The organism is Bacillus songklensis (assembly GCF_042649685.1).
In the GTDB taxonomy this organism is placed as follows: Bacteria; Bacillota; Bacilli; order Bacillales; family Bacillaceae_H; genus Bacillus_BA; species Bacillus_BA songklensis.
The window spans coordinates 478,767-502,410 of record NZ_JBHRZT010000020.1; the positions used below are offsets into that span (position 1 = coordinate 478,767).

The 23,644-nt window shown below is 40.5% G+C and carries 28 protein-coding genes; 7 read left to right on the forward strand and 21 right to left on the reverse strand.

Features of this window, described 5'->3' with window-relative positions; translation table 11 throughout:
- Window positions 1-180 precede the first annotated feature (180 nt).
- Window positions 181-807: a helix-hairpin-helix domain-containing protein gene (locus ACFOU2_RS05470; protein ID WP_377912956.1), complete on the reverse strand. Its 627-nt coding sequence runs from the start codon at window positions 805-807 to the stop codon at window positions 181-183.
- 95 nt (window positions 808-902) lie between these two features.
- On the opposite strand from ACFOU2_RS05470, the gene comER reads away from it, so the two are divergent.
- Window positions 903-1,724 carry a late competence protein ComER gene (gene comER, locus ACFOU2_RS05475; RefSeq protein WP_377912958.1) on the forward strand — a complete coding sequence of 274 codons (822 nt, stop codon included), beginning with the start codon at window positions 903-905 and terminating at the stop codon, window positions 1,722-1,724.
- Window positions 1,725-1,853: 129 nt separating this feature from the next.
- Here the strand turns inward: comER and ACFOU2_RS05480 are convergent, their stop codons facing one another.
- The 8 genes from ACFOU2_RS05480 to ACFOU2_RS05515 all read right to left on the reverse strand — a co-directional run bounded on the left by ACFOU2_RS05480 (window position 1,854) and on the right by ACFOU2_RS05515 (window position 7,112).
- Window positions 1,854-2,600 carry a class I SAM-dependent DNA methyltransferase gene (locus tag ACFOU2_RS05480; protein WP_377912960.1) on the reverse strand — a complete coding sequence of 249 codons (747 nt, stop codon included), beginning with the start codon at window positions 2,598-2,600 and terminating at the stop codon, window positions 1,854-1,856.
- Window positions 2,597-2,953, reverse strand: coding sequence for a ribosome silencing factor (gene rsfS / locus ACFOU2_RS05485; RefSeq protein WP_377912962.1), 357 nt, complete (start codon window positions 2,951-2,953; stop codon window positions 2,597-2,599). The genes ACFOU2_RS05480 and rsfS overlap by 4 nt, the downstream gene beginning before the upstream one ends.
- Complete coding sequence (yqeK, locus tag ACFOU2_RS05490) at window positions 2,954-3,517, reverse strand: bis(5'-nucleosyl)-tetraphosphatase (symmetrical) YqeK (RefSeq protein WP_377912964.1); 564 nt, start codon at window positions 3,515-3,517, stop codon at window positions 2,954-2,956.
- Window positions 3,507-4,076: a nicotinate-nucleotide adenylyltransferase gene (locus ACFOU2_RS05495; protein WP_377913598.1), complete on the reverse strand. Its 570-nt coding sequence runs from the start codon at window positions 4,074-4,076 to the stop codon at window positions 3,507-3,509. The genes yqeK and ACFOU2_RS05495 overlap by 11 nt, the downstream gene beginning before the upstream one ends.
- A gap of 22 nt (window positions 4,077-4,098) precedes the next feature.
- On the reverse strand, window positions 4,099-4,392 hold the full coding sequence (gene yhbY, locus ACFOU2_RS05500; protein ID WP_377912966.1) for a ribosome assembly RNA-binding protein YhbY: 294 nt from the start codon (window positions 4,390-4,392) through the stop codon (window positions 4,099-4,101).
- A gap of 17 nt (window positions 4,393-4,409) precedes the next feature.
- Window positions 4,410-5,264, reverse strand: a complete 855-nt coding sequence (gene aroE, locus ACFOU2_RS05505; protein WP_377912968.1) for a shikimate dehydrogenase — start codon at window positions 5,262-5,264, stop codon at window positions 4,410-4,412.
- A 221-nt stretch (window positions 5,265-5,485) separates the two neighbouring features.
- Entirely contained in the window at window positions 5,486-6,592 is a 1,107-nt protein-coding gene (yqeH, locus tag ACFOU2_RS05510) for a ribosome biogenesis GTPase YqeH (protein WP_377912970.1), read from the reverse strand.
- A gap of 4 nt (window positions 6,593-6,596) precedes the next feature.
- A complete protein-coding gene (locus ACFOU2_RS05515) occupies window positions 6,597-7,112 on the reverse strand; it encodes a YqeG family HAD IIIA-type phosphatase (protein ID WP_377912972.1) in 516 nt (171 codons plus the stop codon).
- A gap of 563 nt (window positions 7,113-7,675) precedes the next feature.
- Here ACFOU2_RS05515 and sda point away from each other — a divergent pair.
- A complete protein-coding gene (gene sda / locus ACFOU2_RS05520) occupies window positions 7,676-7,816 on the forward strand; it encodes a sporulation histidine kinase inhibitor Sda (RefSeq protein ID WP_377912974.1) in 141 nt (46 codons plus the stop codon).
- A gap of 12 nt (window positions 7,817-7,828) precedes the next feature.
- On the opposite strand, the gene ACFOU2_RS05525 is transcribed toward sda, so the two are convergent.
- The gene (locus tag ACFOU2_RS05525; RefSeq protein ID WP_377912976.1) at window positions 7,829-8,614 is read right to left on the reverse strand and encodes a phosphatidylserine decarboxylase; all 786 of its coding nucleotides are present in this window, start codon (window positions 8,612-8,614) and stop codon (window positions 7,829-7,831) included.
- A 112-nt stretch (window positions 8,615-8,726) separates the two neighbouring features.
- Here ACFOU2_RS05525 and pssA point away from each other — a divergent pair, with 112 nt between their 5' ends.
- Window positions 8,727-9,266: a CDP-diacylglycerol--serine O-phosphatidyltransferase gene (gene pssA, locus ACFOU2_RS05530; RefSeq protein WP_377912978.1), complete on the forward strand. Its 540-nt coding sequence runs from the start codon at window positions 8,727-8,729 to the stop codon at window positions 9,264-9,266.
- A 39-nt stretch (window positions 9,267-9,305) separates the two neighbouring features.
- Here pssA and ACFOU2_RS05535 read toward each other — a convergent pair whose 3' ends face one another.
- Complete coding sequence (locus ACFOU2_RS05535; protein WP_377912980.1) at window positions 9,306-9,455, reverse strand: sporulation protein YjcZ; 150 nt, start codon at window positions 9,453-9,455, stop codon at window positions 9,306-9,308.
- A 436-nt stretch (window positions 9,456-9,891) separates the two neighbouring features.
- Between ACFOU2_RS05535 and motA the strand changes: the two genes are divergently transcribed.
- The 3 genes from motA (at window position 9,892) to sigK (ending at window position 12,263) form a co-directional block, all read left to right on the forward strand.
- Entirely contained in the window at window positions 9,892-10,698 is an 807-nt protein-coding gene (gene motA, locus ACFOU2_RS05540; RefSeq protein ID WP_377912982.1) for a flagellar motor stator protein MotA, read from the forward strand.
- Entirely contained in the window at window positions 10,676-11,425 is a 750-nt protein-coding gene (gene motB / locus ACFOU2_RS05545; protein WP_377912984.1) for a flagellar motor protein MotB, read from the forward strand. Before motA ends, motB begins: the two co-directional genes overlap by 23 nt.
- Before the next feature lie 124 nt (window positions 11,426-11,549).
- Complete coding sequence (sigK, locus tag ACFOU2_RS05550) at window positions 11,550-12,263, forward strand: RNA polymerase sporulation sigma factor SigK (protein WP_377912986.1); 714 nt, start codon at window positions 11,550-11,552, stop codon at window positions 12,261-12,263.
- 238 nt (window positions 12,264-12,501) lie between these two features.
- On the opposite strand, the gene ACFOU2_RS05555 is transcribed toward sigK, so the two are convergent.
- The 6 genes from ACFOU2_RS05555 to ACFOU2_RS05580 form a co-directional block, all read right to left on the reverse strand.
- Window positions 12,502-12,642, reverse strand: coding sequence for a YrzI family small protein (locus ACFOU2_RS05555; protein ID WP_377912988.1), 141 nt, complete (start codon window positions 12,640-12,642; stop codon window positions 12,502-12,504).
- A gap of 337 nt (window positions 12,643-12,979) precedes the next feature.
- Entirely contained in the window at window positions 12,980-13,219 is a 240-nt protein-coding gene (locus ACFOU2_RS05560; protein ID WP_377912990.1) for a YrhC family protein, read from the reverse strand.
- Between the two features lie 226 nt (window positions 13,220-13,445).
- Window positions 13,446-14,579, reverse strand: coding sequence for a bifunctional cystathionine gamma-lyase/homocysteine desulfhydrase (locus ACFOU2_RS05565; RefSeq protein ID WP_377912992.1), 1,134 nt, complete (start codon window positions 14,577-14,579; stop codon window positions 13,446-13,448).
- A gap of 1 nt (window position 14,580) precedes the next feature.
- Entirely contained in the window at window positions 14,581-15,504 is a 924-nt protein-coding gene (locus ACFOU2_RS05570; protein ID WP_377912994.1) for a PLP-dependent cysteine synthase family protein, read from the reverse strand.
- Window positions 15,505-15,910: 406 nt separating this feature from the next.
- Window positions 15,911-16,612 carry a 5'-methylthioadenosine/S-adenosylhomocysteine nucleosidase gene (gene mtnN, locus ACFOU2_RS05575; protein WP_377912996.1) on the reverse strand — a complete coding sequence of 234 codons (702 nt, stop codon included), beginning with the start codon at window positions 16,610-16,612 and terminating at the stop codon, window positions 15,911-15,913.
- A gap of 26 nt (window positions 16,613-16,638) precedes the next feature.
- Window positions 16,639-17,280, reverse strand: a complete 642-nt coding sequence (locus ACFOU2_RS05580; RefSeq protein WP_377912998.1) for a class I SAM-dependent methyltransferase — start codon at window positions 17,278-17,280, stop codon at window positions 16,639-16,641.
- A gap of 258 nt (window positions 17,281-17,538) precedes the next feature.
- Here ACFOU2_RS05580 and ACFOU2_RS05585 point away from each other — a divergent pair, with 258 nt between their 5' ends.
- Window positions 17,539-17,751, forward strand: coding sequence for a YrzA family protein (locus ACFOU2_RS05585; protein WP_377913000.1), 213 nt, complete (start codon window positions 17,539-17,541; stop codon window positions 17,749-17,751).
- A 409-nt stretch (window positions 17,752-18,160) separates the two neighbouring features.
- Here the strand turns inward: ACFOU2_RS05585 and argH are convergent, their stop codons facing one another.
- The 4 genes from argH to ACFOU2_RS05605 are packed head-to-tail and all read right to left on the reverse strand — an operon-like array spanning window position 18,161 to window position 23,583.
- Complete coding sequence (gene argH / locus ACFOU2_RS05590) at window positions 18,161-19,669, reverse strand: argininosuccinate lyase (RefSeq protein ID WP_377913002.1); 1,509 nt, start codon at window positions 19,667-19,669, stop codon at window positions 18,161-18,163.
- Window positions 19,670-19,681: 12 nt separating this feature from the next.
- Window positions 19,682-21,367: an ABC transporter permease gene (locus ACFOU2_RS05595; RefSeq protein ID WP_377913004.1), complete on the reverse strand. Its 1,686-nt coding sequence runs from the start codon at window positions 21,365-21,367 to the stop codon at window positions 19,682-19,684.
- Entirely contained in the window at window positions 21,357-22,472 is a 1,116-nt protein-coding gene (locus tag ACFOU2_RS05600; protein WP_377913006.1) for an ABC transporter ATP-binding protein, read from the reverse strand. Before ACFOU2_RS05600 ends, ACFOU2_RS05595 begins: the two co-directional genes overlap by 11 nt.
- 19 nt (window positions 22,473-22,491) lie before the next feature.
- Window positions 22,492-23,583, reverse strand: coding sequence for an extracellular solute-binding protein (locus ACFOU2_RS05605; RefSeq protein WP_377913008.1), 1,092 nt, complete (start codon window positions 23,581-23,583; stop codon window positions 22,492-22,494).
- Window positions 23,584-23,644 lie beyond the last annotated feature (61 nt).

Genomic DNA, 23,644 nt, shown 5'->3' on the forward strand with positions numbered 1-23,644 from the left:
CACTGTCCAGCTGCGAAAACCAAGCCGTACGGTCGTTTCACTTTCTCCCACGGCACCAAAGAGCGGTTCCCCGGGAGAACGCTCCAACGCCCTATCGGCTTAAACAGGCTTTCTCCGCTTTTCTTTTTAGTGTAGCGGTTATAATCAAATATCGTCAATATTCATCTTTTTTCACACATATTACTGAATGGTGACATGTTCTTTAATCTTTTCGAATGACTTCTCCCCAATTCCCGACACATTCATTAAATCTTCCGCTTTTTGAAATCCCCCTTTCTCTTCACGATAGGCGATAATGGCTTCAGCCTTAGATGGACCGATTCCCGGTAATGATTGTAATTGTTCACTTGAAGCTGCATTGATATTAACGAGCTCAGCATTCTCTTCCACCTGAAGAGGGGCAGCAGGTAAAGCCGGCATTTCCCCTAATTTAGGAATATAGATGACCATTTCATCTTTTAGCTTTCCCGCTAGATTAACTTGATTTATATCCGCCTCTTTTATAAATCCTCCTGCTGACATCACTGCATCTTTTACCCGGCTTCCTTCTTTCATTTCATATACACCTGGTGTTTGAACCGCTCCTTTGACATCCACCACTATCGAGAGTGAGGCACTTTGTGACTCCCTGCTTTTCTTTTCGGCAGGAAATCTCCCCTCCTCTTTTGTCTCCACCATTTCTTCCAGTTCATTTATAGAGGACATATTTTCTGAAGAATCTTCTTGTTTAAAAAACCAAAATAAGGTCAATACAATCACCGCCAAACCAGATGCCATCATTCCAATTTGTTTTTTTGATAACGTCAATAGATGAACCCCTTTCTCATAAATCATAATCATAAAATCTTCATCGGACTCATATCGTTTAGGGGAGAATCTTTTATAAAGGAGGGGATGAAATAGTGAACATAGGGCTTATCGGAACAGGAAACATGGGGAGAATATTAATCGAGGCATTCATTGAATCAAAAGCAGTACAGCCAGCTAACATGATTGTCACAAACCGGACGATTGAAAAGGCCTATGATATTCAAGCCCAACATCCCTCGGTCAAAGTAGCCCAAAACGCGAAGGAAGTGGTGCAACACTCGAATATTATCTTTCTCTGTGTAAAACCATTGGATATTCACCCCCTTTTAATACAATTAAAAAATGATTTACAGTTTGCTCAATGTATTGTATCAATAACAAGTCCAATTTCAGTGGAACAACTTGAGAGTGTCGTGAACTGTCAAGTTGCCCGTATCATACCAAGCATTACAAACCGCGCCTTAGCGGGCGTTTCATTATTCACTTATGGAGAAAGCTGTAGCAGGGATTATCAGCAAGTGTTATACGAGCTATTTTCGGCTATTTCCCATCCTGTATTAATCGATCATTCTATTACAAGAATTGCATCTGATATCGTCAGCTGCGGTCCTGCTTTTCTCAGCTTTCTCTTGCAAAAATTCGTCTCAGCGGCAGTAAGTGAAACAAATATTTCAAAGGAAAAGGCAATAGAGCTTGCAAGTCAAATGGTTATAGGAATGGGAAAACTGCTTGAAAAAGAGATCTTTACCCTCCCTACCTTACAAGAGAAGGTTTGTGTAAAAGGCGGAGTAACCGGGGAAGGGATTAAAGTATTGGAAGCGGAGCTTGGAAACTTATTCGAGCATGTGTTCCAGCAAACACACGCAAAGTATTATGAGGATATCGAGAAGGTAGGCCAACAATTCAATATATAGGCATTATGTATCTATTTTGACAACAAGAGCTGATTGTCCTGCTTCCTAAAAAAATTCATACTTATTCAAGAAGAGGGTGTCCTAAAGTACGGTTTTTGTACTTTTTGGGACACCCTCCTTCTTTTTTGTTTAGCCATTCTTAATAGATGAAAAAAATAGACGCTGGCTTGTATTCGCCGGTGGATTTTCTGAAAAATCCGCTGTGACGCTTACATGATCGAACCCTGCATCCCGCAGCCACTTTTCATATGTCCCAATCGGGAATGTACGCTGTTGATGACACTCATCAAAACGCTCGTAACGACCTGTATCATCTTGTACAAAAAAAGTTAATTCATGCTCAACGGAATGCTCGTCCTCCCCACGGAAACACTCCCAAATATACGAAACTTCTTCCCCTGTATAGGCAAACGTCTCTTCGGCAAAGATAAAGTCTATTTTATAAAGGGAATGAATATCAAATACAAATAATCCTCCCGGCTTTAGATGTCGATAAACGGAAGAAAAAGTTCGCTTCACTTCTTCAGGGGAACGCAAATAGTTTAATGAATCACAAAAAATCCCGACACAATCAAACTGTTCCCCCAATTCAAGTTCTGCCATATTTTGCTGAAATAAAGGAATAGACAAACCTTCCTGACGCGCCCTCTCTTGTGCAACCATTAACATATCATCGGACAAGTCGATGCCTGTTACTTCGTATCCTTCTTTCGCTAAACGAACGGTGACTTGCCCTGTTCCGCATGCAACATCTAATATCTTCGGCTGATGTAAGCCAATACGCTCTAATTCCCTTCTGACATATCTTACCCACTCATCATATGGAACATCGGCCATTAAGCGATCGTACACATAAGCAAACCGTCCATAACTCATTGATTCAACACTTCTTGAACATCCACTGCAGGCGCGTCTCCCCATAGCCTTTCAAGATTATAATAAGAGCGTTCATCCTTATGAAACACGTGCGCTATAACATTTCCCAAATCAACAAGTACCCAGCGGGCTTCATCGAACCCTTCCAATCGTTTTACCTGAATCCCCTTTTCATTTGCACGTTCTTTAATTTCACGGGCGATTGCCTGAACTTGCTTATCGGAATTCCCGTGACAAATTAAGAAATAATCCGAAATTAACGAAATTCCCTTCATGTCCAATACAATCATATCTTCTGCTCTTTTATCATCTGCCGCTTGGACAACCAATGGTAACAGTTCATGCTCTTGCATCTATTTACCTCCTGTAACTAAGCTGTTATATGTAAAAATGGTATCCGGATAAACCGCCTGGTTTTTTTTCAATAAAAATGTAATCGTATTTTTCAGAGACTGTACTAATGCCTTGTCTAAATCCTGTTTGGCAAGCTCCCTTACCTCTTGAACACCGGGAAAGATTCTTCCTGGTTCAATATAATCAGCCACATATATAATTTTTTCCAAAAGTGTCATATTGGGACGCCCTGACGTATGATAACGAATGGCATTTAATACTTCTGAATTTGTCACACCCGCTTCTTTTTCAACTAAGTAAGCTCCTACCGGGGCATGCCATAATTCAGTGTTATGAACGAGCAGGTCTTGGGCCATGTTTTGGTCGATAATAATTTCCCTCATCTCTTCTTTGGAGCGAAATTTTGCATAGTCGTGGAAAATAGCCGCCAATTCTGCTTTCTTTACATCCGCCCCGTACCGTTTGGCCAGTTCAATGGCTGTTTCCATAACGCCGATGGTGTGAATATATCGATGTTCCGTTAACTTCTCTTTTACAATGGCTAATGCTCTCTCACGATCCATATAAATGATTCTCCTCTATATATTTTTCCACTTCATCAGGGACTAAATACCGAATCGTTTGCCCCTTTTTTATTTTCTCTCGAATAAGCGACGAAGATAAATCAATCGTTGGGGCCTCTACCTGTAAAATCGGATAAGGAGATTGCCTGCTATAGCCAGGGCGATTTACTCCTACAAAGGTGACTAAATGCAACAGCTCATCGATACGATGCCATTCAGATAAGCTTTCAATCATATCTGCCCCGATGATAAAGTGAAAATCCGAATTCGGATATTGTTCACGTAAAATTTTCATCGTTTCATATGTGTATGACTTCCCCCGTCTTTCAAATTCAATACGTTGAATAGAAAAAGAGGGATGACCCACAATAGCGACCTCAATCATTTTTAAACGATGAAACGGTTGTGTCCATATATCAGTTGCTTTGTGAGGAGGTACATATGTAGGCATGAACCAGATCTCATCTAATTTCAAAGCATCCTGTACTTCATTTGCCATAATTAAATGTCCGATATGAGGTGGATTAAACGTACCGCCTAGAATGCCGATTTTCTTCAACAATCTCCGTCTCCTTTGTTGATTAATTAGGAAGAACGATTTGTTTATTTTCACGTGATTCTTTATATAAAACAATGGTGTTTCCAATTACCTGCACAAGCTCAGCCTTCGCACCTTCACTAAGTTCCTCAGCTACTGTATAACGATCTTCTTCACAGTTTTGCAGCACACTTACTTTAATCAGTTCACGCGCTTCTAGCACATCTTCAATTTGCTTTACCATGTTCTCGTTGACTCCGCCTTTCCCAACTTGAAAAACAGGGGTTAAGTGGTGTGCCTGCGAGCGTAAAAAACGTTTTTGTTTACCAGTTAACATTGTATTCCTCCATCTTATTACTTATCTTTTTGATTTTGCAATCTGCTTAATACAATTGCTTCCATAGCTTTTATATCCGGGCGTTTACCTGTCCATTTCTCAAAAGCCAATGCCCCTTGCATAACAAACATTCCAATTCCATTCTGGATAAACGCCCCTTGATTTTTTGCATCTTTTAATAGCCTCGTTTCAAGAGGGTTATAAATGATGTCACTTACGAGAGCACCTTTTCTTACATGATGAAGCTGCAAAGGGGTGTTTTCTATATGAGGGTGCATCCCGACAGATGTTGTATTGACAATGATATCATATTGCTGCAGCGAGGCTTCCGCTTCTTCGATTGAAAGAGCCGCTGAGACAGCAGAAGCGGGATTATCTGCTATTAAGTCTTTTGCTTTTTCCGCTGTTCTGTTGCAAAGATCAATCTGGTGTGGTGCATCTTTATAAGTAGCGAGAGTAAAATAAATCGCTCTTGCTGCTCCCCCCGCTCCGATTATCAATACACGCCTCTTCTTCAAGTCGGCTTCATTCAGTGCTTGCAGCAGGGACGTCACATATCCCTCTCCATCTGTATTATATCCAATAAAACGCCCATTTTCATTGACGACAGTATTTACCGCCCCAATCGCCTTTGCTAAAGGATCCACTTCATCTAAAAAATCCATGATTTTCACTTTATAAGGCACCGTTACATTGAAGCCGGATATATCAACTGCTTTTAATCCTTCCACTGCTGCCGCAAACTTTTCAGGTACTATTTCAAAAGCGTGATAATAAGCCTCCATGTTTAAACGTCCAAAAGCATCGTTGTGCATAGTAGGTGACATCGAATGGCCGACCGGATAACCAATAACCCCATATAGTTTTTTCATCTGCTGCTCCCCCTTTACGAATTGAAGAGAGAGTGAGCCAAAAAGGGAAATCCCTTCCGATTCACTCTCGTATAATTATTTACTTCTTCCATGTACGCGCTAGTCCCTTACAAGGGATATCTCCCTTTCATTCATTGAGAAAATCCGCGTCCATAAAAGCCACGCACCGCCCCACATTACTCGGCGGCCGTTTTCCCCATCCCTCAGTATGTCCATCCTTTTTAAATAAGGGAATCTCTAACGAACACGCCCACGCCTTTCGGAGCATAGGCTACCACTTTTGCACCTGGTTCATTTACGGTGATCCAACCTAAGCCGGAGAAAACAATGTCATTTTTTCCTTGTTTAATGGTGAACTCATGTGCTACAAGTTCCGGAAACTCATCTAACTGCTCTTGTCTTGGGGGCTGCAATAGTTCTCCAACATGATTTTTATATAACTCATCAGCTTTCTCTAATTTTGTACGATGAATCATTAAGTCATTGGAAATATAGCAGGTCAAAGCCCGTCTTCCACCGCTTACATAATCAAGGCGGGCCAATCCCCCAAAAAACAAAGTTTGCTGTTCGTTTAACTGATACACTTTTGGTTTGATCTCTTTTTTAGGCGAAATGATCTTCAGGTCACGTTTATCCACAAAATGAGCCATTTGATGATGATTAATAATACCAGGTGTATCATATAAAACAGCATCGTCGTCAAGCGGAATCCCGATTAAATCAAGAGTCGTTCCCGGATATTGAGACGTTGTAACCACATCTTTTTCTCCGCTGAACTCTTTGATTAATGCATTAATGAAAGTCGATTTCCCTACATTTGTACAACCGACAATATATACATCTTTTCCGAATCGATACGCATCCATTGCTGCTGCAAGCTCTTTAATGCCCTGTCCTTTGGACGCGCTGATTAGATGAACATCAGTTGGTTTAAGACCAAGATCTTTAGCTTCTTTTTTCATCCAATTGATTAATTTAGTTTTTTTTACGGATTTCGGTAATAAATCCACTTTATTTCCGACCAAAATGACATTATTGCTTCCTACAAAGCGATGTAACCCAGGAAGCCAACTTCCATTAAAATCAAAAATATCAACAATTTTCACCACAAGAGCGTCAGATTGTCCAATACCATTTAGAATTTTCAGGAAATCATCATCTGTTAACGAAACATCTTGGATTTCATTATAATGTTTCAGACGGAAGCAGCGCTGGCAAATGATAACGTCTTTGTCCAATGCAGATTGAGGAGCATAGCCCATTTCATCAGGCTGTTCTGTTTGAATGGCTACCCCGCATCCTACACATTGCAATTTTTGTTCACTCACGAATTTATTCCTCCCAATTAATCATGCCTTTTCGTTTCATCCAAGTTAAGATCCTGCGTTCCATTTTCCGATTAAAGCGTGTAACTAAGCCGTCCGTTTGGGCGACGGGAACAACCAAAATTGTGTACAATCCAAGACGGTTTCCCCCCAGCACATCCGTGAGCAGCTGATCGCCGATTACTACAATCTCTTCATTTCGCAAATTCATAAGGCTTAACGCTTTACGGAAAGCTTTTCCCATTGGCTTTCTCGCTTTGAAAATAAAGGGAATCCCCAATGGATCTGAAAAAAGCTTCACCCTCTTCTCTACATTATTAGAAACGATTGTTACTTGAATGCCGTGTTCTTTCATTTCTTTAAACCATTCTATAAGCTGGGGAGTAGCCTCAGGACGGTCCCATTCTACTAATGTATTATCAAGATCCGTCACAATTCCTTTTACTCCTCTTTCCTTTAACATTTGCGGCGTAATATGAAAAATGCTTTTTACATGTTGATTCGGTAAAAAAAGTTTTAACACCTATGTCACACCTCTAATAATAAAATAAGGTTAAATTTAACTTTATGAATACTGGATGCACAATACACAATTATAACGTTAGTTCTCCATTTTCCAACAAAAAACTAAAAAAAACGACTCGTATCTTGTTCTTACTCAAAAAAATTATCTTATTCCCAAAAATCCAGGCGCTTTTTGGTAAATTATGCAAAACTTTCGACAAAATCACTTAATATTCCATTTTGTGGATAACTTTATTCACACTTTCCCAAGTTACTTCCCAACATTTAAAGGTAATTATAAACAAAATACCCACAATTTATCCACTGCTTCTTGTGGATAACAGAACGGTTGTTCCATTTTTTATTTCATGGTAGATTATGGGTAACCAAATATTCATCATATGATTGTTCCCTTAAAAATAGAACCATATAAAACAAACTTTCCCTCATAGCGGCTATTTGAACCGAAATGTTCTTACAGACAATCGTTCCAGCTTAAAAAAGAGGAGTTCTTCCTGCCAGCGAAAATGGGACAAACGAAAAAGATATCGGAGGTGAGAGCCTTTTTGTAAGGCGGCTCGTATGCAAAGACTATCTGACAAGCTCTTAATGGAATCATATTTAAAAGCGACAGAATTAAAGCTGAATCCTGAATTTATTCAATTAATCGAGAAAGAAATGGAACGAAGAGCATTGAAACTTGAGATTAAATTATCCTCTTAAATCTAGCCTTAACTATTTCTCTTTTAATACACCAATAAGCTGACCAACTTTGACTGGCTGTTCTTTTTCAATGTTGGGATTCAAGATAAATGTACCTTTTTCAAATAGAAGAACGACGGTGGAGCCGAACGTAAAATAGGCCATTTCGTCACCCTTTGTTACACTTTCACCTTCATGGGTTCTTTCAATGCTATTAATAAACATCGCCCCTACTTTGACCATTAGCATATTCCCATATGGATGGAGCAATTCTGTCAGTTTTCGATAATTTTTAGTTAGCGGATCCTTTCCGTACTTCATTCCCCACTTGTTAACGGGATACGATCTGTTTCCGAGCGTCCACATATTTGTTATGGTTCCACTTAGCGGACTGTGGATACGATGATAATCGCGAGGACTTAAATAGAAGATCATAAACAGTCCTCCAATATACTTTTCTAACAGTTTATCATTGCCAACCATCTCCTCGATCGAATAGACCTTTCCTTTTACTTTCATTTCTTTTGCCGGGTCTATGTAGCCATACTCTTCAATTACAGCATCTACCGGGCTTACAACTCCGTTTAGCGTTTGATCAATTGGGCGTACTCCCTCTTTTAGTTGCCTAATAAATAGTTGTTGTAAATTTTCATAATTTTTAAGGTTATCCGCCATTTCTGATTGATTAATTTTGTAAACTCGTGCATATGATGATAGTAGCACTGCACTTGCACGGGACGTTGAAAATTTTTGCAGCAGCTTTGAAAACAAAGCATGGTTTGTTAATTCAATAAAGATTTGATATATCCGTTCAAACAAGAAATTTTCCCTCCAATTGTTCGATAACTCTTTACTAACGTAATCTTTACGTCTACAATAAATATACACTTTGAAACATGTGCATCCCATTCTCTACAAAGGAGTGAAGAGAATGTTTTTATTAGAATACTTAGACCATACTGTCAAAAAAGTAAAAACACAAGCTGCAAACGCATTAACTCTATTAAATCTAAGTTTAGGAGCTTTCGCAATTCTTTTTATACTAAAAGATAACCTTAAACTAAGTGTCTTATTAATTTTTTTAGCGGCATTAGCTGACCGCTTTGATGGGATGACAGCAAGAAAACTAAATATTGAATCTGAACTTGGAAAACAGCTGGACTCGATGTGCGATATTATCTCATTTGGTATTGCGCCTGCTCTATTGCTTTATCAAGGCATACTCTTTGAATACGGTGCACCAGGTGCCCTGTTCACCATTTTCTATATTGCCTGCGGAGCATTAAGACTGGCAAGGTTTAATATTTCGGAAAATAACGGATACTTCACAGGGCTACCCATTACAGCAGCCGGCTGTATATTAACTTTAAACTATTTAGGTATTCCTTATTTGCCCCAGCAATTTTTCATGTTTTTAATTATCATTCTTGCTTTTCTGATGGTCGGAACGTTTAGACTCAAAAAAGTATAAAATATAAAAAGCTCATGGATACCATGAGCTTTTTATATTTTAACAGAAATAGTTGCGATAGCAATAAAAGGCGCCAAATATTACGAGTAAAATAAACAATACGATGATAACTGCAATCCAGACACCGTACCCACGGCTGTAGCCTCCCCCTCCATACGGGCCATAAGCTGGATAACCATATGGATACATGAAAGTCCCCCCTCATATGCTTATTTACTACTACCTTATGTAAGCCTGCCAAAATGGTATAGGCTTCTGTCCGCCTGCAAACAAAATCCCTTTACAGATTTGCCATGATACAGTAACAATGTTGGCAAAAACGTCCCCTCTGCTTTCAAAAGATGCAGGGTACATTAAAGATAGATCCTTTATCCCTGCCATCAGAGGCGAGAAAGATTTTTCATCGAACCCCCTTCTTTTATCACTTTCGCAATCAACACTAAAAACATAATAATTCTTGTTACGAATATTAAAAGCCGATTCCCCACGATGCTCTCTTCTCCCTTGCGTTCAATAAAGTTTCAAAAAAATTGTGCGGATGATCATAAAAATCATAAGGAATTTGTCGATAAAATGGTATAGGTAAATCCTTTTTCCTTTAAAATATACTTTTCAGGGTGATTGTATGGACAAAACTTCCTTATTAGGCCTTATTTTAGGAATCATTGCCATTTTCGTCGGAATGATTTTAAAAGGGGTCAATCCAACTGTTTTACTTAACGTTCCGGCCCTACTCATTATTTTTGTAGGTACGATAGCGGCTGTTACGATTGCATTTCCAACTCGAGATATTAAAAACATCTCAAAGCTCTTCGGGATTTTATTTAAAGAGGACAAAACATCGAATGTAGAAGAATTAATCCCTTTATTTGTTGATTTGGCCACTGTTGCTCGCAGAGAAGGATTGTTAGCATTAGAAAGCCAGGTTTCAACTATCGAAGATTCCTTTTTGAGAAATGGTCTGGAATTGGCTGTAGATGGTCAAACCCAAGAATTTATCCGTGATATCATGACCGAAGAAATTGCAGCTATGGAGGAACGTCATCAAACAGGTGCTGCCATTTTCGCCCAAGCGGGCACATATGCCCCTACTCTAGGGGTTTTAGGCGCCGTTGTAGGGCTCATTGCAGCTCTGTCAGACATGAACAACATTGAAGCACTTGGTCATGCCATTAGCTCAGCATTCGTTGCCACGTTATTTGGAATCTTTAGCGGTTATGTATTATGGCACCCTTTTGCCAACAAATTAAAACGGAAATCGAAGCACGAAGTAAAAATCCGCTACATTATGGTAGAAGGCGTTCTATCAATTGTGGAAGGTCAAGCGCCAAACGTAATTGAACGCAAGCTTACTTCTTTTTTACCCGTACATGAGCGTCAAAAATACTTTGCTGAAGGTGAAGTGAAAAATGAAGAAAAAGCATCAGCATAAAGATCATGAAGAACATGTTGACGAGTCATGGCTCATCCCATACGCGGATTTACTAACGCTTTTATTGGCCTTATTCATCGTTTTGTTTTCCATGAGCAGCTTAGATGCCGTTAAATTCAAACAAATGGCAAATGCATTTAGTTCATCCCTAAATGGAGGAACAGGTGTTTTAGAGTACCCAAGTCCCATTCCTCCTGAACAGCCGCTCTCACTCAATCAAGAGCAAAAAAATGGGCAGATGGCGGATGCGGAGAAAAAGTCTCTCCAAGAAATTCAAGACAAAGTCAACCATTATATAAAAGACCGGCAATTAACGGGAAAATTAAAAACAACCTTAACAGATGAAGGGCTGCTTATCACAATTTTAGATAATGTATTATTCGATTCCGGCATTGCCGAAGTTCGACCAGCAGATCATCAGCTTGCAAAGGAAATTTCCCAATTGCTCGTTATGGAAACTCCAAAGAACATCATCATAAGCGGGCATACCGATAACGTACCGATTCGTAACGGCCGTTTTGACTCAAACTGGGACTTAAGCGTCATGCGTGCAGTTAATTTCATGAAAGTACTATTGGAAAATAAAAATTTAAACCCTGCCCTGTTTAGTGCCAAAGGCTATGGAGAATATAAACCGATTGCCAGTAACTCTACCGATAACGGAAGGTTAAAAAACCGGCGCGTTGAGATTTTGATTGTTCCTAATGAACCGATCAATAAACAGTGAGCACATTCTTGACCTGCAAAAGCAGGTCTTTTTTTGTGGTACAGACACAGTCAAGCAAACATGGGCATATGAATAAAGTACGGGTTAGGGTTTGGATTTAGAGATAAAACCCGGAGGTGAGGACATGTCCGCATTCGTTACAGGATTAAGTTACTTGATCAAAGAGCTCATTTTCTTAGTGTCTTATGTGAAAAACAATGCTTTTCCACAACCCCTTTCTGCGAGTGAAGAAAAAAAATACTTACTGTTGATGGAGCAGGGCGACTTAGAAGCAAGAAACTTGCTCATTGAACATAATTTGCGTTTGGTTGCCCATATCGTCAAAAAATTTGAAAACACGGGCGAAGATTCAGAAGACTTAATTTCCATTGGTACGATCGGATTGATTAAAGCGATTGAAAGTTACTCGCAGGGAAAGGGAACGAAACTAGCAACATATGCGGCCAGATGTATCGAAAACGAGATTTTGATGCATTTGCGTGCCTTGAAGAAAACAAAAAAAGATGTATCACTTCATGATCCAATCGGCCAAGATAAAGAGGGTAACGAGATTAGCTTGATTGATGTTCTGAAATCTGAGTCAGATGATGTGATTGATACGATTCAACTTAATATGGAGCTTGAAAAAATCAAAGAATACATCGATATTTTGGATGACCGGGAACGAGAAGTAATTGTGGGGCGGTTTGGCCTTGATTTGCAAAAGGAAAAAACACAGCGGGAAATCGCAAAAGAATTGGGAATTTCCCGAAGCTATGTATCTCGTATTGAGAAAAGAGCATTGATGAAGATATTTCATGAATTTTTCCGGGCCGAAAAAGAAAAGAAAACAAAATAAAAGACAGACAAGGCGGACATTGTCTTGTCTGTCTTTTTTATTCTTATCATCTTCCTTTACTACGCCATACGCGCATAGGAAGAATGATGATTCGAAGCATAATCAAACAAAATCCCTCCTAACCAACAGCTTGCTCATTTAGGTGGAATCTTTCTCCACCTTTAACCATGTAATCACCGTAAATGACATTCCTTGAAACATATTCTTCACACCTTTCCATTGGTATTTTTGTTTGTGATTAAAACATACGATAAAATTCGTATTTTCGATCCATGATTTCTTCTTCGATTTCATGTAAACGCCTCTCATGCTCGATTTCTTCGGCTGTTAACGGGCGGCGTGTAATAGTAATCGTTAAAAAGAATAGGTTCAGTGTCATACTAATCACCTCCTTGACCGGGAATGTTCACATTGTAAATATGATTCTTTAGACATAAAAAAGCCACAGGGGGTACCTGCAGCTCCATAAAAAAGCCACAGGTATATACTATCCTCACCCGTGGCTAAAATGTCTTTAATAAGAATCAATAGTTTACAATGCTCTGATAGGTGGTCGAATAGTTATGATGGTAATGCTTATAAAGTTGCACGGTTACAGATACATGCGTTACTACCATTTTACTCGACCTCCCTTCTGGAATAATTCACTTATTACATTGGTAATTATATCCATTAAAAGAGCGATTGTAAACCACTTTTTGTAAAAATAGGTAAATTTAATTTTCTTCTTTCTCCATTTCTTTGTTCATTTTTTTAATTTTATAGGCAAAATAAAAAGCGCCGCCTAATAAAACAGCTGTTGTTCCCATCATAACATCCATTTGAAGAGGATCTTTTTCTCCGTTTCCAATAACGGTTCCTAAATATAAAAACGTGCTGACTGCTAATAATATATATATAAAACGTGTGTAGTCGGAAATTTTCGTTTGTAGTTCACGAATCATTTTTTCATTCATTATTCATTTCCCCCTTACTTAAGGCTCCAATTCCAATGTAACACAGACTAGCAGTCTATGAATCATGTAATTTTATCCAGTATGTTTATACTTTAGATACAGGGGAAAATGAATAAATTGGGTAAAATAAAAAACTGGTTTTGCAAACAAACGGGGATGACCCAAAAGGCAGCAAATCATGCCTGCCGAGTCATCCCCGTTCTCAGTTCAACTGATTTAAAAATTTTTAAGATAAAGCTGCTGTTAAATCCTCAATTAAGTCTTCCACATCTTCGATTCCGACTGAGATACGGATTAATCCATCAGTAATTCCCAATTCCTCCCGACGCTCTTTTGGGATAGAAGCATGGGTCATCTTAGCCGGTACAGAGATTAAACTTTCTACCGCTCCAAGGCTTTCAGCTAACGTAAAGTATTTGACGCTGTTTAATACTTGATCCGCCTTTTCTTGACTGCCTACATCAAACGATACCATTCCTCCAAAACCGCTTGCCTGCTTTTTCGCGATCTCATGGTTCGGATGGGTTTCCAAGCCTGGATAATACACTTTTTCCACTTGTGGATGATTTACTAAAAACTCCACAATCTTTCTCGTATTCGCTTCATGTTCTTCCATACGGATGCCCAATGTTTTGATGCCCCTCATAAGCAGCCAGGAATCTTGAGGTCCCAGGACGCCTCCTGTTGAATTTTGGACAAAGTGGAGGTCCTGCGCTAATTGAGCTGAGTTGACAACGACTAATCCCGCTACCACATCACTGTGGCCTCCTAAATACTTTGTCGCACTATGAAGGACAATGTCGGCTCCTAATTCAATCGGAGTCTGCCAATACGGAGTGCTAAATGTATTATCGACAATTGTTAACAAGTTATGCTGTTTCGCAATTGCTGCAGCACCTTGAATATCAGTGATCTTTAACAGTGGGTTTGTAGGTGTTTCCAAGTAGATCGCCTTTGTCGTCGGGCGAATTTCTTTTTCAATATTCTCTAGGTTGCTCGTATCCACGAATGTTGCTTCAATTCCTAATCGATTTAACACTTTCGTCATCACGCGGTATGTCCCGCCATATACGTCATCGGTCAAGATTACATGATCCCCGCTGTTAAACAACATCATAACGGCCGTAATGGCCGCCATGCCTGAGCCAAACGCAAACCCTGCCTGGCCGCCTTCGATATCTTTAATCAATTCTTCCAATGCATGACGTGTCGGGTTACCTGTACGGGAATATTCAAATCCTTTATGTCCCCCTACACCTTCTTGTTTATACGTACTTACTTGATATATAGGTACAGAGACCGCACCTGTATGTGGATCTCCTGCGATTCCGCCATGGATCAATCTCGTTTTTCGTTTCATGTTAAATGCCCCCCTCATATATTTTCTTGCTTAAATAGCGTTCACTGCCATCCGGGAAAATCGTCACGATATTGGTACCTTCTTTTGCATTTTCGGCTTCTAACAATGCTGCGTGCAGAGCTGCACCCGACGAGCTACCAGCCAGAATTCCTTCTCTTCGGGCCAACTCTTTCACCCTCTTAAATGCATCCATATCCGAAATAGTATGAATTTCATTAAAATAAGTGGAATCCATGTATCCAGGTAAAAACTCCATCCCGATTCCCTCCGTTTTATGCGGTCCGGGTTCTCCACCATTCAAAACCGAGCCTTCAGGTTCAACAATGACCGTTTTTATAGAAGGAAGCTTTTCTTTCAAAAATTTCGCCGTCCCCATAAAAGTGCCGCCGCTTCCTGCTCCTGCAACAAATATATCAATTTGGCCCTCCAGTTGTTCATAAAGTTCCGGTCCCAATGTTTTATAATACGTCATGGGATTAGCGGGGTTGGCGAACTGCTGCGGTACATAAGCGTTTGGGATTTCCTGTGCAAGCTGCTGTGCTTTTGCAATTGCCCCTTTTATCCCTTCACTTGTTGGCGTATGAACAATTTGCGCACCAAGTGCTTTCATGATTTCTTGTTTTTCCATACTAAATTTTTCAGGGACGCAAAAAATAACCTTTATGTCATGTTGAAGGGCTGATAATGCTAAACCGATACCTGTATTTCCTGCCGTGGGTTCAATAATGGTTCCGCCTTTAACTAATTCACCTGTTTGCAGCGCATTGTTAATGAGCTCCTGACCAAGTCGGTCCTTTACGCTGCCTCCCGGATTAAGGTATTCAAGCTTGGCGAACAAGCGCACTCCCCGTGGCAGTACAAATTTAGTCAGTTCAACAACAGGAGTTTCTCCAATTAATTCATGGATACTTTTGACAACCTTCACTCTTTCACCCCATCTAGCTTCTTAAAGATAAGTAAACCGACCACATTACTTGTAATTATATTCAAAAAAAAGGTTCTGTGTATCAGTCACTTTTTATTTTGGCTGTTTTCGTAAACATTATTGCTTTTTGATCGTTTTTCAAAATACAACCCGTTTTGCAAACAGATGAAATTGCCTTTACATGTCTCGTATTCTGAAAAATACCAACCTAAAGCATCATAGGACAGGCGTTTGTTTGCCTATGGAATAAAAAGTCCACTACTTCATGCTGGCACGGCAGGGAGGAAGCCCTGTTGTGCCGGCTTTAACTTTATCCCGCGTTAACAGACCCCCTCTTCAAAACTTAGCGTAATCGGAGAAGTTTAAGTGGGGGATGAAGGAAAACCCCCACTGATGGAAGTTTCCTTTATGCGTTCTTAAGCTTCTCTACACAGCGAAGAACAAGATTTGTCGAGTTCACTGCTGCTGTTTCTAAAAACTGTTCAAATGAAACGTTAGATTCTTTACCGGCGATATCTGATAAGGCCCGGATAATGACAAATGGTGTTTTAAATTGATGACAAACCTGCGCAACCGCCGCTGCTTCCATTTCTACTGCCTGCAACTCCGTGAATTTTCCGCGCACAAACTCCACTCGAGTTGGATCGTTCATGAAAGAATCACCCGTTACAATTAATCCTTTCGCTACTTGAACATCAGTAATTTCTTTAGCGCTCTCCTCTGCGATGCTTATTAATGTTGCATCCGCCTCAAAAGCTGGCGGCATACCAGGTACTTGACCGTACTCATATCCAAAAGCCGTTACATCCACATCGTGATGACGCACTTCCGTTGAGACGACCACATCTCCTACATTCAGCAATGGATTGTATCCGCCCGCAGAGCCAGTATTGATGACATAATCAGGCTTAAATTTTTCCAATAAAATAGCTGTTGAAAGTGCAGCGTTTACTTTTCCGATTCCCGACTTTAATAATACGACATCGGTACCATTGACTGTTCCCTCTGAATATTCACAACCTGCAATAATCGTCTCTTTGCGGTTTTCCAACTTTTCACGTAAAATGGTCACTTCTTCTTCCATTGCACCGATAATTGCTACTTTCATGCTGGACCCTCTTTCTCTTTCAATCATTATTTTTTCGTCGCATTTAATAACCAAACGAAATGATTATAGCGGTTGAATGTTACATCAAACCCGTGCTTCTCCAGAATGGCCCGCAATACAGGGATGGTCGTATAATATTCACGCTGTAAATCCTCTGCTAGGTTATTAAATTGCCGCTGTTTAGCTTGCTCGATTGTGTCGATAAACGACTGTTCGTTCTCAAACATTGTATCAGCAAATATTATTTTACCACCAGGTTGAAGAAACTTTCCATACTTTGCAACCGCTTCTTCTTTTTCTAAGTCTGTTAAATGATGAAAAGCATATGTGCTCACAATGCTGTCGACCTGTCCCTCCGGCAGCGGAAAGTTTAAGAAATCTCCATCCTCAATGGAAACTTTATTGTCCAGCTTTTCAAGTGCTAAATCTCTCATCGGTTTTGATGGCTCAATTCCATATACATTTAATCCTTTTTCAAGGAGTTTTGTCGTTAAATTCCCTGTCCCAACGCCAAATTCTATTACATTCCCAAAAGCTGCATTTGCTGTTCCTTGCAAAATCTCTTCATACCGTGCAAATACTTCTTTATATTCTTCGTCATGCCCATAAACGGAAGAATCATATTGTTCTGCCCAATCCTCAAAAATGTTTAGAAACTCACGCCCCATTTTGTGCACTCCTTTTAATACTTATAATTCCTATAAATATACTATGTTTTAAAGCTTTAATTGTCCTTAAATTATCATAACTATTCGTTTTCATCAAGAAAAAATTATTCTATGTATAGTATTCGGGATACACCTGGTACAATCTGTACGTCGAAATTCCAACGGGTGAAGCTTCACTTTATCAATCTTTTCGTTTTTTAGGAAAATACCTTGTATACTATAAAAAGGAAAAGTGAAAAGATGGAGGGAGTTTTGAAAATGCAGTTCAAATTAGAAGTATTAGAAGATAAAGTCGAATTCTTTGAAGCAAACGATTTAACAACATTAGAAAAACAAATCAATGAGAAAATTGAGCAAAACAAAGCGATTATGCTGGAAGTCCATCATGTCTCCCACCAAATGTCGATCGATTACGAACACGGGCGCAAATATTATTCTGCCGTTGTTCACTTTAAATTAAAAAGGCATTAGAAAAGCGGAACGAGCCTGCTTAGCCCCATAGGAAATTGGAACTTCTGAGAAGGAGTCGCTTTTTGACTCCGCAGGAAGAAGTGAAATTGCCGTAGGGGCTGGCTCGTGCAGCTAGACAACTAAGAAAAGCGGAACGAGCCTGCTTAGCCCCATAGGAAATTGGAGCTTCTGAGAAGGAGTCGCTTTTTGACTCCGCAGGAAGAAGTGAAATTGCCGTAGGGGCTGGCTCGTGCAGCTAGACAACTAAGAAAAGCGGAACGAGCCTGCTTAGCCCCATAGGAAATTGGAGCTTCTGAGAAGGAGTCGCTTTTATACTTTTTTATAGCAAGCAAAAAGGGCTGAAGCGTGCAAAACTGCACGTTTCAGCCCTTCCCCGTTTCATGGTGAATCACCGTCCCAGAGTTTATTGTCATGCAGTGAAAATAGCCTCCATTGCCTTCCTTAACTTTTCCTTACTGTCACTCTGAAAGTCCATCTCACGCTGAACGAGGCTCGCTTGCTGTTCACGCGTTTGTTTACGTAGAGAAATCATCCTTTGCACTTCCTGATAACTTGGTCCCCCTTGAATACGCCTTCGCTGTACAAAGGTTTCAGGGCAAACAACCCCTTCCCATTCTTTCGCTGTAAGAGAAACGGGTAAAACTGAGGATAAAAGAGAGTTTACCTCATTGACTTTAAGCTCGTACAATTCTTTTTGTAAGTTTACACATTGTTTGGCGATAAGACCGGCCATTTTGTGTGCAGCACGAAATGGCACATCTTTATCCCGTGCTAACACATCTGCGAGCTCTGTAATCGTAATGCAGGAAGTTTTAGCTCTTTTCCGGAGCAGCGCTTTATTAACCGTCATGGTTTTTATGACGGCGTTCATCAGATGAATGACACGGTTCGCTTTTTCATAACTGCGATAAAGATGTGGCTGCAAGTCGTCTTCCGTATCGACAATATCGCTAAATGGTGTATTATGGATCATTTGAACAGCGGCTAATGCTTCTCCGCTGGAACTGCTTGCAAGGGCTCTCGAATGTTCAATGGATACCGGGTTTCTTTTTTGCGGCATAATACTGCTAATCTGTACATATGGATCTGCTACTTGAATCGCACCAAACTCTTTTGTCACCTGTAAAAGAAAATCTTGTATCCACCTACCCATATTTGTCATAAGTGACAAAACAGCAGACGCCGCCTCTATTAAATAATCTCCGCCCGCAACAGCATCATAGGAATTTTCAATAATTCCTCCAAACCCTAACAGTTCGCATACCCTCTGACGGCTGATCGGAAATCCTGTCGTGGTTAAAGCAGCTGAACCTAACGGTGATACGTTCACCCGGCGATATGCAGCCCACAGCCGGTCAATGTCACGATTTAACAAGTCGAATACGGCAACAAGATAATGACCGAATGTTGTAGGCTGCGCCGGTTGCGTGTGGGTATAAGCTGTCATAATGGTTTCCTTATGTTCCTCTGCCTTTTCTAAAATGGCGTCACTTAGCATGACTGTGTTTGTAATCGTTTCAAGAATATGCCTGCGCAGCACCATGCGATACATGGCAACCCCCATATCGTTTCTGCTTCTCGCTATGTGCATTTTGCCCGCGAGTTCTTTCCCGATTTCTTCTCCCATTCTATGTTCAACTAAAAAAAACAAGTCTTCAAACCGTGGATCATAATTCAGATTCTTATAATCGATATGAGAGACCTGCTCAACTCCTTGCAACATCACTTTTGCTTCTTTTCTTTGTAAAATGTTTTGTTCAGCAAGCATAACGATATGGGCTTTATGAATCTCAAGCATTTCGTGGAACAAATAATCGCGCTGATCATTAAAAACATGTTTTAATAAATGTTCTACATATGTTTTCCCCGGGAAAACCATACCTTCCCTTTGGATAAACTCCTCTTTTGAACTCATCATCAATCTCCTTTCCTACAAGGATCTTTCTGCTTTTACGCCGAAAAATTGATTGGAGATAAACAAAACAATCGCAATTAAACCGATTTGAATCATTCCATAAGCAGCAGCCTGCCCCAGATTAAACATGCGCAGCTGATTCATGATTTCAATGGAAATGGGCCTGTTGCTGATGGTATAAAGTAAAACGGATGTCGGGAACTCTCCCACCGCCTGCACAAAGGCAAGCAACGTACCAGATAGTACACCGGGCAGTACAAGAGGCAGCACAATTTTCCTAAATGCATAAAACCATTTAGCCCCCAGATTGCGGGCAGCCTCCTCCAACGAATCATCCAGCTGTTCCAAAGCCGCATTCGTGGAGCGCACAACAAGAGGGATATGTCTTACAAAGTAAGCCAGCGGCAAAATCCAAAATGTTCCCACCAGGACGTTCCCGAACGTGAAAATCGATCTTTCGTTAAAGGCCAGAATTAAATTCATTCCAACTACGGTTGCCGGTAAAGCCCATGGAAGCATGACCGTCATATCAAGCAAGTTTTTTCCGTAAAATTTTCGCTTCACTAACACATAAGAAGTTAAGATGCCGAATATAAAGTTTCCTACTGTGGCAACGGCAGCAAGCAGCAAACTGTTTCGAACCGGATTCCACACTCCCGGGTCATTGAATAGCAGCAAGTAATTTTCCATGTTAAAGACCGTGGGATACGCCTGCCATGTCCACGTACCATCAGGAACAAGCGATAAGATGAGAATCGTTACATGGGGCAGCAGTAAAATGATTACTCCCACAATCCCGAAAACGACGAGCGTCCACTTAATGAAAGGATTTTTCACTTCACTGCGATGGGTACCGATGCCTTTTGAAGACATTCGATAATCTTTACGGTTTTGATGCCACCGCATGAATAATAAGAATGAGATGGAAACAATGGATAAGATGACAGACTGTGCCGCAGCCATTTCCAAGTTTCCGTTTACTTTTGAAAAATAAATTTGCAGGCTTAATACGCGATAACCGCCCGCCAATAAAAACGGAGCGCTGAATGACGCCATCGATGTCATAAAAACCAATAAGGAAGCGGCGACAATAGCAGGCGTCAATAACGGCAATGTCACTTTACGAAACACGGTAAAACGGGAAGCTCCCAGGTTAAAGGCCGCTTCTTCAAGAGATGGATCAATATTGCGGATCGTAGATGACACCGTCATATAAAAATAAACATACATCGTATAGGCGTGAACAATTAAAATCCCCGATACGCCTCCAATACTAAAAGGCACACCCTCTAGACGGAACAAATCTTTCAACGCGTTCGGTACAAGCCCCGTTTCTCCGTATAAAAACATAAAGGCCATAACCCCTACCAGTGAAGGGAGAACAATCGGCATAATCGCCACACTGGAGAAGAAACTTCTTCCGGGAAAATCATACTTATTAAAAATGAAAGCCAAAGGAATGCCAATCAATGCGCTGAACAAAACAGACAATAGCGAAATATACACCGAATTCCAGAGCGCCTCCAAATTCGATAGACTCTCTTTGTTAAAGAAAGCTTGATAGTTTTTCACACTAAAAATCCCATCAGACTGGAAACTCTCCCATAATGTCCGCATGGATGGATAAAATACATAGGAGAACAGCACTAACACAATCGGGATGAGCAATAGTACCGTAAAACGATTCTCTTTATTTTTCACGAAGACCGCCTCCCGTCAAGCGCGGTACGATTCGAAGGCTATGTGACGGAAATTTTAAATAAACAGTTTCATCCGGTTTCAGTTCTATCATGTATCGATTGTTTAATGTAAGGACTTGAATGATGCGGGAATGCACCTTTACAAACAGATGCATCGCGGCCCCTGTAAATTGAACGAGTTCCACGTTGCCTTCCAGTAGGTTTTCCTCCTCTGTCTTTTCACCATACACTTCAATGGACTCAGGACGAATGGACAAAGACAAAGGAGAAGATTGGGTGTTCGCCGCTACTGTCATCTCGGAGGGTTCAATTACAAATGAACAATGCTCCTGTTCTTCCCAGCAAACTTGAATGATTTGATCGTTTCTCTCTTTCATGACAACAGGGATTAGATTTGTTTCCCCGATAAAGGAAGCCACAAAATCATTGGCCGGTTGGTTGTAAATTTCTTTCGGCGTTCCAATTTGCTGACATTCACCAAAATTGAAGACAGCAATGCGATCACTCATGGACAACGCTTCTGTTTGATCATGTGTCACATAAATGGTCGTAATGTTATATTCCTTTTGCAATCGCAAAATTTCTGTACGCATATCATCGCGCAAGCGAGCATCGAGATTGCTGAGAGGCTCATCAAGCAGCAAAATATCCGGCTCGATCACAAGGGCTCTTGCAAGGGCGACACGCTGCTGCTGACCACCGCTCAATTGACTTACCTGCCTGTCGCTATAGGGATCGAGTCTGACTTTTTTTAAAGTTGCCTTTACCTTTTGTTTAATATGTGATGAAGCCATTTTTCGTACCTTGAGACCAAATGCCACATTCTCAAAAACAGTCATATGCGGGAAAAGGGCATAGTTTTGAAAAACCATGCCCGTATTGCGCTTTTCCGGCACCACTTTTGTCACATCACGATCCCCGAATTTGACGCTGCCTGTGGAAGGATAATAAAAACCGGCAATCATTCGCAATGTAGTTGTTTTCCCGCATCCACTTGGTCCAAGGAAGGTAAAAAATTCGCCTTCTTTAATCTCCAATTCTAAGTTTTTGACTGCATGAAAGGTTCCGAAATATTTGTTGATGTTCTCTAGTACAACAGAAGACATGTCTTCCTCCCCCTCTCTATCATTCTTTTTTATCTTTTTCTTTGTTTTTAATGTTTGTATCCCAATCTTCCATCCACTCGTTCGATTTCTCTTCGAACACTTTCCAATCAATATCCATTGCATTGATTTCAGTTTCACTGATCCATGCAGGCAGGTCAGTAATGTCGCTGCGCGTCGGAATGCGGTAATATTCCTCTGCTAAAGTTTTGGTTGATTCCTCGGAGTTGACAAACTCATAGAATGCTTTGGCCGCTTCCGGATGTTTACTCCCTTTTACAACAGCAATCCCCTCTGTTAAAACCGGTGTGCCGCTCTTTGGGACGATAAAATCAAACGGGTAATTTTTCTGCTCCTTCAACATAACAACATCCGGCATCGCCCATACGGACAGCTTTCCTTCTCCTTTTGCCACCTTGTTGTACATGATTTCAGGGTTAGCAGCGTATTCTTTCGTGTTGGTATCCAATTTCTTCAACCATTCATATCCAGTTGTTGCATCTTGTGTATCTTTATAATCACGGTAAATCATTGCCGAGAAAATCGTTCTCATCGTTCCGGATGCAAGCGGATAACGAATGATGATCTCATCCTTCCATTTTGGCTCTAACAATTCATCCCAATCCTGCGGGGCCTCTTCTTTCTTCAATAGCTTCGTGTTGTACATAATAACTTCCGGCGTTTGGCTCGTGCCGGACCAATACCAGTCAGGATCATGAAACTTAGCATCTAAACTATCTGCATAACTTGGTTTATATGATTGTAATAAATCTTCACTTTTTGCCTGATTAAACATGACAGAAGGAGCTCCCCACCATACGTCGGCCTGAGGATTATTCTTTTCGGAACGAATGCGGTCAAGCACTTCCTGTGACCCTAAATCGAGCCACTCAACGTCCACGTTATATTCCGCTTCAAACTTTTGCTCGAATTGCTGTAAAATATCTTTTCCATGCGGAGAATACACCACTACTTTTTCCTCCAGCTTTTTCTCCCCTGTTTTCGTTGTTTCCTTCGGTTCATTGTTTGCAGGTTCACTTGCCATACAGCCTGTTAAAAATATGGAAAGAACGAATGCTGTAGAGCAAGCAATAGAAGCCTTACGTTTGACCATAAAAGTTTCCCCCTTGTTTCTGTCTATATTTGATTCCGCTCTATTGGCAGAAAAACCCCAC

Excerpts from the sequence above, each read along its gene's own strand:
- yqeK (WP_377912964.1), bottom strand. The coding sequence starts at position 3,517 with ATGGATCGTGAGAGAGCATTAGCCATTGTAAAAGAGAAGTTAACGGAA.
- sigK (WP_377912986.1), top strand. The coding sequence starts at position 11,550 with ATGTCCGCATTCGTTACAGGATTAAGTTACTTGATCAAAGAGCTCATT.
- sda (WP_377912974.1), top strand. The coding sequence starts at position 7,676 with ATGCAAAGACTATCTGACAAGCTCTTAATGGAATCATATTTAAAAGCG.
- mtnN (WP_377912996.1), bottom strand. The coding sequence starts at position 16,612 with ATGAAAGTAGCAATTATCGGTGCAATGGAAGAAGAAGTGACCATTTTA.
- argH (WP_377913002.1), bottom strand. The coding sequence starts at position 19,669 with ATGATGAGTTCAAAAGAGGAGTTTATCCAAAGGGAAGGTATGGTTTTC.
- ACFOU2_RS05560 (WP_377912990.1), bottom strand. The coding sequence starts at position 13,219 with ATGAATGAAAAAATGATTCGTGAACTACAAACGAAAATTTCCGACTAC.
- ACFOU2_RS05480 (WP_377912960.1), bottom strand. The coding sequence starts at position 2,600 with ATGAGTTATGGACGGTTTGCTTATGTGTACGATCGCTTAATGGCCGAT.
- aroE (WP_377912968.1), bottom strand. The coding sequence starts at position 5,264 with ATGAAAAAACTATATGGGGTTATTGGTTATCCGGTCGGCCATTCGATG.
- ACFOU2_RS05585 (WP_377913000.1), top strand. The coding sequence starts at position 17,539 with ATGCAGTTCAAATTAGAAGTATTAGAAGATAAAGTCGAATTCTTTGAA.
- ACFOU2_RS05535 (WP_377912980.1), bottom strand. The coding sequence starts at position 9,455 with ATGTATCCATATGGTTATCCAGCTTATGGCCCGTATGGAGGGGGAGGC.
- yhbY (WP_377912966.1), bottom strand. The coding sequence starts at position 4,392 with ATGTTAACTGGTAAACAAAAACGTTTTTTACGCTCGCAGGCACACCAC.
- pssA (WP_377912978.1), top strand. The coding sequence starts at position 8,727 with ATGTTTTTATTAGAATACTTAGACCATACTGTCAAAAAAGTAAAAACA.
- motB (WP_377912984.1), top strand. The coding sequence starts at position 10,676 with ATGAAGAAAAAGCATCAGCATAAAGATCATGAAGAACATGTTGACGAG.
- ACFOU2_RS05565 (WP_377912992.1), bottom strand. The coding sequence starts at position 14,579 with ATGAAACGAAAAACGAGATTGATCCATGGCGGAATCGCAGGAGATCCA.
- ACFOU2_RS05605 (WP_377913008.1), bottom strand. The coding sequence starts at position 23,583 with ATGGTCAAACGTAAGGCTTCTATTGCTTGCTCTACAGCATTCGTTCTT.
- rsfS (WP_377912962.1), bottom strand. The coding sequence starts at position 2,953 with ATGCAAGAGCATGAACTGTTACCATTGGTTGTCCAAGCGGCAGATGAT.
- ACFOU2_RS05555 (WP_377912988.1), bottom strand. The coding sequence starts at position 12,642 with ATGACACTGAACCTATTCTTTTTAACGATTACTATTACACGCCGCCCG.
- motA (WP_377912982.1), top strand. The coding sequence starts at position 9,892 with ATGGACAAAACTTCCTTATTAGGCCTTATTTTAGGAATCATTGCCATT.
- ACFOU2_RS05600 (WP_377913006.1), bottom strand. The coding sequence starts at position 22,472 with ATGTCTTCTGTTGTACTAGAGAACATCAACAAATATTTCGGAACCTTT.
- ACFOU2_RS05580 (WP_377912998.1), bottom strand. The coding sequence starts at position 17,280 with ATGGGGCGTGAGTTTCTAAACATTTTTGAGGATTGGGCAGAACAATAT.